At 58.0% G+C, this 4,401-nt stretch carries 4 protein-coding genes and 1 pseudogene; 4 read left to right on the forward strand and 1 reads right to left on the reverse strand.

The genetic code is table 11. The features are described from left to right. The 4 genes and pseudogenes from VGK14_RS09895 to VGK14_RS09910 form a co-directional block, all read left to right on the forward strand. Positions 1-126, forward strand: a pseudogene (locus tag VGK14_RS09895) (IS1595 family transposase); the annotation flags it as partial. A gap of 145 nt (positions 127-271) precedes the next feature. Further along, positions 272-1,255 carry an integron integrase gene (locus tag VGK14_RS09900; RefSeq protein WP_331508909.1) on the forward strand — a complete coding sequence of 328 codons (984 nt, stop codon included), beginning with the start codon at positions 272-274 and terminating at the stop codon, positions 1,253-1,255. 114 nt (positions 1,256-1,369) lie between these two features. After that, on the forward strand, positions 1,370-3,076 hold the full coding sequence (locus tag VGK14_RS09905) for a PAS domain S-box protein (protein ID WP_331508910.1): 1,707 nt from the start codon (positions 1,370-1,372) through the stop codon (positions 3,074-3,076). Further along, positions 3,073-3,711: a response regulator transcription factor gene (locus tag VGK14_RS09910; RefSeq protein ID WP_331508912.1), complete on the forward strand. Its 639-nt coding sequence runs from the start codon at positions 3,073-3,075 to the stop codon at positions 3,709-3,711. Before VGK14_RS09905 ends, VGK14_RS09910 begins: the two co-directional genes overlap by 4 nt. A 49-nt stretch (positions 3,712-3,760) precedes the next feature. On the opposite strand, the gene VGK14_RS09915 is transcribed toward VGK14_RS09910, so the two are convergent. Further along, complete coding sequence (locus VGK14_RS09915) at positions 3,761-4,105, reverse strand: STAS/SEC14 domain-containing protein (protein ID WP_331508913.1); 345 nt, start codon at positions 4,103-4,105, stop codon at positions 3,761-3,763. Positions 4,106-4,401: the final 296 nt, after the last annotated feature.

Below are 4,401 nucleotides of genomic sequence, written 5' to 3' on the forward strand. Positions count from 1 at the left end.
AAGTTTAACGGCGTGGCTAAGCACACGTTTTACCTGCACCTGAAAGAGACTGAATTTCGATTCAACCATCGCCGTGATAATCTTTACCTTGAAGTACTCAAACTCTTACGAATAAATCCGCTTTAGCTTCCTAAGACCCAAAAACTTAATTTTTTATTGGGGCAGGATAATAAAAATTTATAAATATGTATAATCATATTTAATTCATTAGGTAATGATTTTTTAGCACACCTGTTTTCTGCTAAACAATTTCGGCAAATACACCTTCATCATGGTTGACACCCAAAACCCCTCTCAGCCGCCTAAGTTGCTTGACCAAGTGATTTCACGTTTACGGGTGAAACATTACAGCCTGCGCACTGAGAAATCTTATGTGGATTGGATTAAACGCTATATTTGGTTCCATGACAAGAAGCACCCCAAGGACATGAGCGCGCCTGAAGTTGAGGCTTTTTTGTCGCATTTGGCGGTGGAGCGCAACGTATCATCCTCAACCCAGAATCAGGCCAAAAGCGCGTTGTTGTTTTTGTATAAAGAGGTGCTGGGCGTAGAGTTGCCTTGGCTGGATAACGTCACTCAGGCCAAGGTACCCAAGCGCTTGCCGATAGTGATGACCAAGCAGGAGGTGCAGGCCGTGCTGACGCGTCTCGATGGCACGGTGTGGCTGATCGCCAGCTTGCTTTATGGTAGCGGCTTGCGAATTATGGAGTGCTTGCGGCTGCGGGTGAAGGATGTGGATTTGGCGCGGCGCGAGATTTTGGTGCGCGAGGGCAAAGGCTTTAAGGATAGGGTGACAATGTTGCCAGCCTCACTGGTTGAGCCTCTCAAGACCCATTTAGTTAAGGTCAGGGCCTTGCATCAGGAGGACTTGGCGGGCGGTCATGGCGAGGTTTACATGCCGATGGCGCTGGATAAAAAATATCCCAACGTGGGCAAGGAATGGGGGTGGCAGTATGTGTTCCCTTCACGCACGCTTTCCACCGACCCAAGATCAGGCATCGTGCGCCGTCACCATGCGGATGAAAAAGCCATCCAGCGCCAGATGAAAAAAGCCGTGACGTTGGCGGGGATCGTCAAGCCCGCCACGCCGCACACTTTCCGCCATTCGTTTGCCACGCACTTGCTCGAAGGAGGCTACGACATCCGCACCGTGCAGGAGCTGCTCGGCCACTCCGACGTTTCGACGACGATGATTTACACCCGTGTGCTGAACAGGGGCGGGCGCGGTGTCGCCAGCCCGCTGGACCATTTATGAGCCTATCTTAATCCTGGCCAGGCGGGCATTGGGTAGCAAAAATCTTTCGCTATCCCCGATTGTGTTTTCGCCCGGCCGATTCAACAAATGCGTGACGCCATGTAGAATTCCGCCATGAGCCTGCGCTTCCGCTTGAACCTGCTGATTACCGTACTGTTGCTGATTTTCATGGCGGGGGTGGGGTTCGTCATCATCAAGGATACCCGCACCTCGATCAAGGAGGGGGTGGAGGCGGCGTCGCGCGTCACCATTCAGCTGCTCGATACCGTGGTGATCAGCTCTTACCGCAATCCGGAGCTGGGGCCGACGCATGAGATGCTGAAAACGTTCCTGGAATCTCTGGGCCACGTGCGCAGCATCGATATTTCGCTTTACGACGGTGCCGGCCGCCTTATCTACCTCTCGCCGCCTTCCACTTTCCGTACCACAGATGAGCCGCCGCAGTGGTTCACCAAGCTGGTGGCGCCGGAACAGGAAATCGCCATGCGGCGCATCCGTTTCGGCCAGCTGATCGTTGCTTCCAATCCCGGCGGGGCGATCCGCGAGGCATGGAGCGGGGTGCGCAACCTGTTCCTGATCTGGCTGGGGTTTTTCGTGCTGATCAACGGTGTGGTGTACTGGGTGCTGGGGCGGGCGCTGAAGCCGGTGAACAGCATTCTGGGCGCGATCAACCGCATGGAGCACGGCGATCTGGCGGCGCGCCTGCCGAAATTCAACCTGCCGGAATTCAACCGCATCGGGCAGAGCTTCAACAACATGGCGGCCTCGCTGGAGGCCAGCACCGAGGAAAGCCGCCGGTTGGCGCTGGTGGTCAAGCAGACCGGCGATGCGATCATGATCCACGACCTCGACGGCAATATCTCGCTGTGGAACCCGGCTGCGGAGCGGTTATTCGGCTACCCTGCACATGACATCATCGGCCATTCGGCGGCATTGCTGACGCCGCCGGGGCGCGAGAACGAGCTGAAGCAGAACCTTGCGGCCATCGCCGAGCGCCGCCATATCGACAACTACGACACCCAGCGCGTGACCCGCGACGGCCGGCTGCTGGATATCGCGCTTTCCGCCGCGCCGCTGGTGGACCCGCAGAACGACAGGGTGGTGGGCGAAATCTGCACGCTGCGCGACATTACCGAGCGCAAGCACGCTGAAGAGGCCGAGCGCAGGCTGGAAGAAAACCGCCAGCTGACCCAGCTGATCCAGCGTCATATCGAGGAGGAGCGCCGCTCCCTGGCGCGCGAGCTGCATGACGAGCTGGGGCAATACGTCACCGCGATCAAGACCTTCGCTGTGGCCATCGGCAACAAGGCGCGCGAGCAGTTGCCGGAGGTGGAGGCGGCCGCGCAAACGATCGCCGCGGCGGCCAACCATATCTACGACGGCATGCACAATATCATCCGCCAGCTGCGGCCCGGCGCGCTGGACAACCTGGGGCTGCTGGAAACCCTGCGCGACGCGGTGACGACATGGCAGAGCCAATATCCCGAGATCGATTTCACGCTGGAGTTTTACGGTAAACTCGACGAGCTTGGCGAAACGCTCAACATCAACCTGTTCCGCATCGTGCAGGAATCGGTCAACAACGCGCTACGCTATGCGCAGGCGACGACGATTGCGATCACCCTGCGCCGCGAACAGAACGGAGAAGTACAATTGATCATCAGCGACAACGGAACCGGCATGAATATCTGTAAGGTGGACCAAACCCGGCATTTCGGCCTGCTGGGCATGCGCGAGCGCGCGCAATCGCTGCATGGCCGCTTCGATGTCGAATCGGAACTGGGCCGGGGAGTGAAGGTTGCGGTGGTGATTCCCGCATGAGCGCGATCAACGTCATGCTGGTGGACGACCATGCGGTGGTGCGCATGGGGTTTAAGCTGCTGCTGGAATCGGCGCCGGACATCAAGGTGGTGGCCGAGGCCGAGAACGGCGAGCAGGCGGTACGCAGTTATGGCGAGCAGCATCCCGACGTGGTGGTGATGGATATCACCATGCCCGGCATCGGCGGGCTGGAAGCCATCGAGCGCATCATGGCGCACGACCCGCAGGCGCGTATCCTGGTGCTGTCGGCGCATGAGGATTCGGTGCATCCCAAGCGCGTGCTGAACGCCGGGGCGCTGGGCTATCTCACCAAGCGCAGCGCGGCGGAAGAGCTGATCAAGGCCATCCGCACCGTGGCTGGACGCAAGATGTACCTGGAAGCCAGCATCGCGCAGCAGATGGCGATACAGCAGCTTTCAGGCGACAAGAATCCGGTGGACGTGCTTTCCGCGCGCGAATTCGAGGTGTTTATCGCGTTGGCCAAGGGCAAGACCACCAACGAGATCGCGGAAACCCTCAACTTAAGCCCGCGCACCGTCGGCACGCATCTTTACAACATCAAGCAGAAGCTGGGGGCTTCGACCTCCGCCGACCTGGCGCTGACGGCGATGCGATGCGGGCTCATTGAGCCCTAGCGAAACAGTGCGGGCGCAGTGCCTGCACTATGGTTTCGCTATGGCATTCCTAGGCGTTGAGCCACTCCAGCGCGGCGTCTTCGTTCTCGAATACTTCAATCACCGCATCGGTAAACAGGTTGGAAAGCAGCGCTTCCCACTGCTGCAGCGTGTTCTCGGTGACGACGGCGATTTTTTCAAAAGCACCGCGATGGCTGCGAGTGAAGCGCAGTTCTTCCAGCGCCACATCCAGCGTCATCGACAGCATGTCGCGCAGGTCTACCAGCAGGCTGGTTTTGCCGTTGAACTTGAGGGCGAACTCGATCTGCTGTTCGAGTTCGCGGAAATCGGTAATCGTGAATTCGCCCAGTACGGCAGCGGAGACGAGATGGTTTTCGGTGTTTAGGGTAATCATAGTGTAGAGCTCATTCCAGCAGGTTTCATCCCTCGCGTTGAGGCCGGGTGCGGATGGATGCAAGGCGCAACGCGCGGCCAATGGCCATTCCATTGGCAAGCGGTGCAACGCCGCAGACGCTGTGCCCGGCCTCAACCCGAAGGGCTGCTTATCTGTGGGCGCATTGCTGTGTTACGGACCGCTTGTGGAGAATGACTACACTGCGCAGTCCGCGCCTTGCACTGCATCCCACAGATTAAGTAGCGCGTGGGATGAAACCTGCTGGAATGGGTTCTTAGTCTAGGACAGTTTGATTG

Source organism: Novimethylophilus sp., assembly GCF_036504375.1.
Classification (GTDB): Bacteria; Pseudomonadota; Gammaproteobacteria; order Burkholderiales; family Methylophilaceae; genus Novimethylophilus.

Excerpts from the sequence above, each read along its gene's own strand:
- VGK14_RS09900 (WP_331508909.1), top strand. The coding sequence starts at position 272 with ATGGTTGACACCCAAAACCCCTCTCAGCCGCCTAAGTTGCTTGACCAA.
- VGK14_RS09905 (WP_331508910.1), top strand. The coding sequence starts at position 1,370 with ATGAGCCTGCGCTTCCGCTTGAACCTGCTGATTACCGTACTGTTGCTG.
- VGK14_RS09910 (WP_331508912.1), top strand. The coding sequence starts at position 3,073 with ATGAGCGCGATCAACGTCATGCTGGTGGACGACCATGCGGTGGTGCGC.
- VGK14_RS09915 (WP_331508913.1), bottom strand. The coding sequence starts at position 4,105 with ATGATTACCCTAAACACCGAAAACCATCTCGTCTCCGCTGCCGTACTG.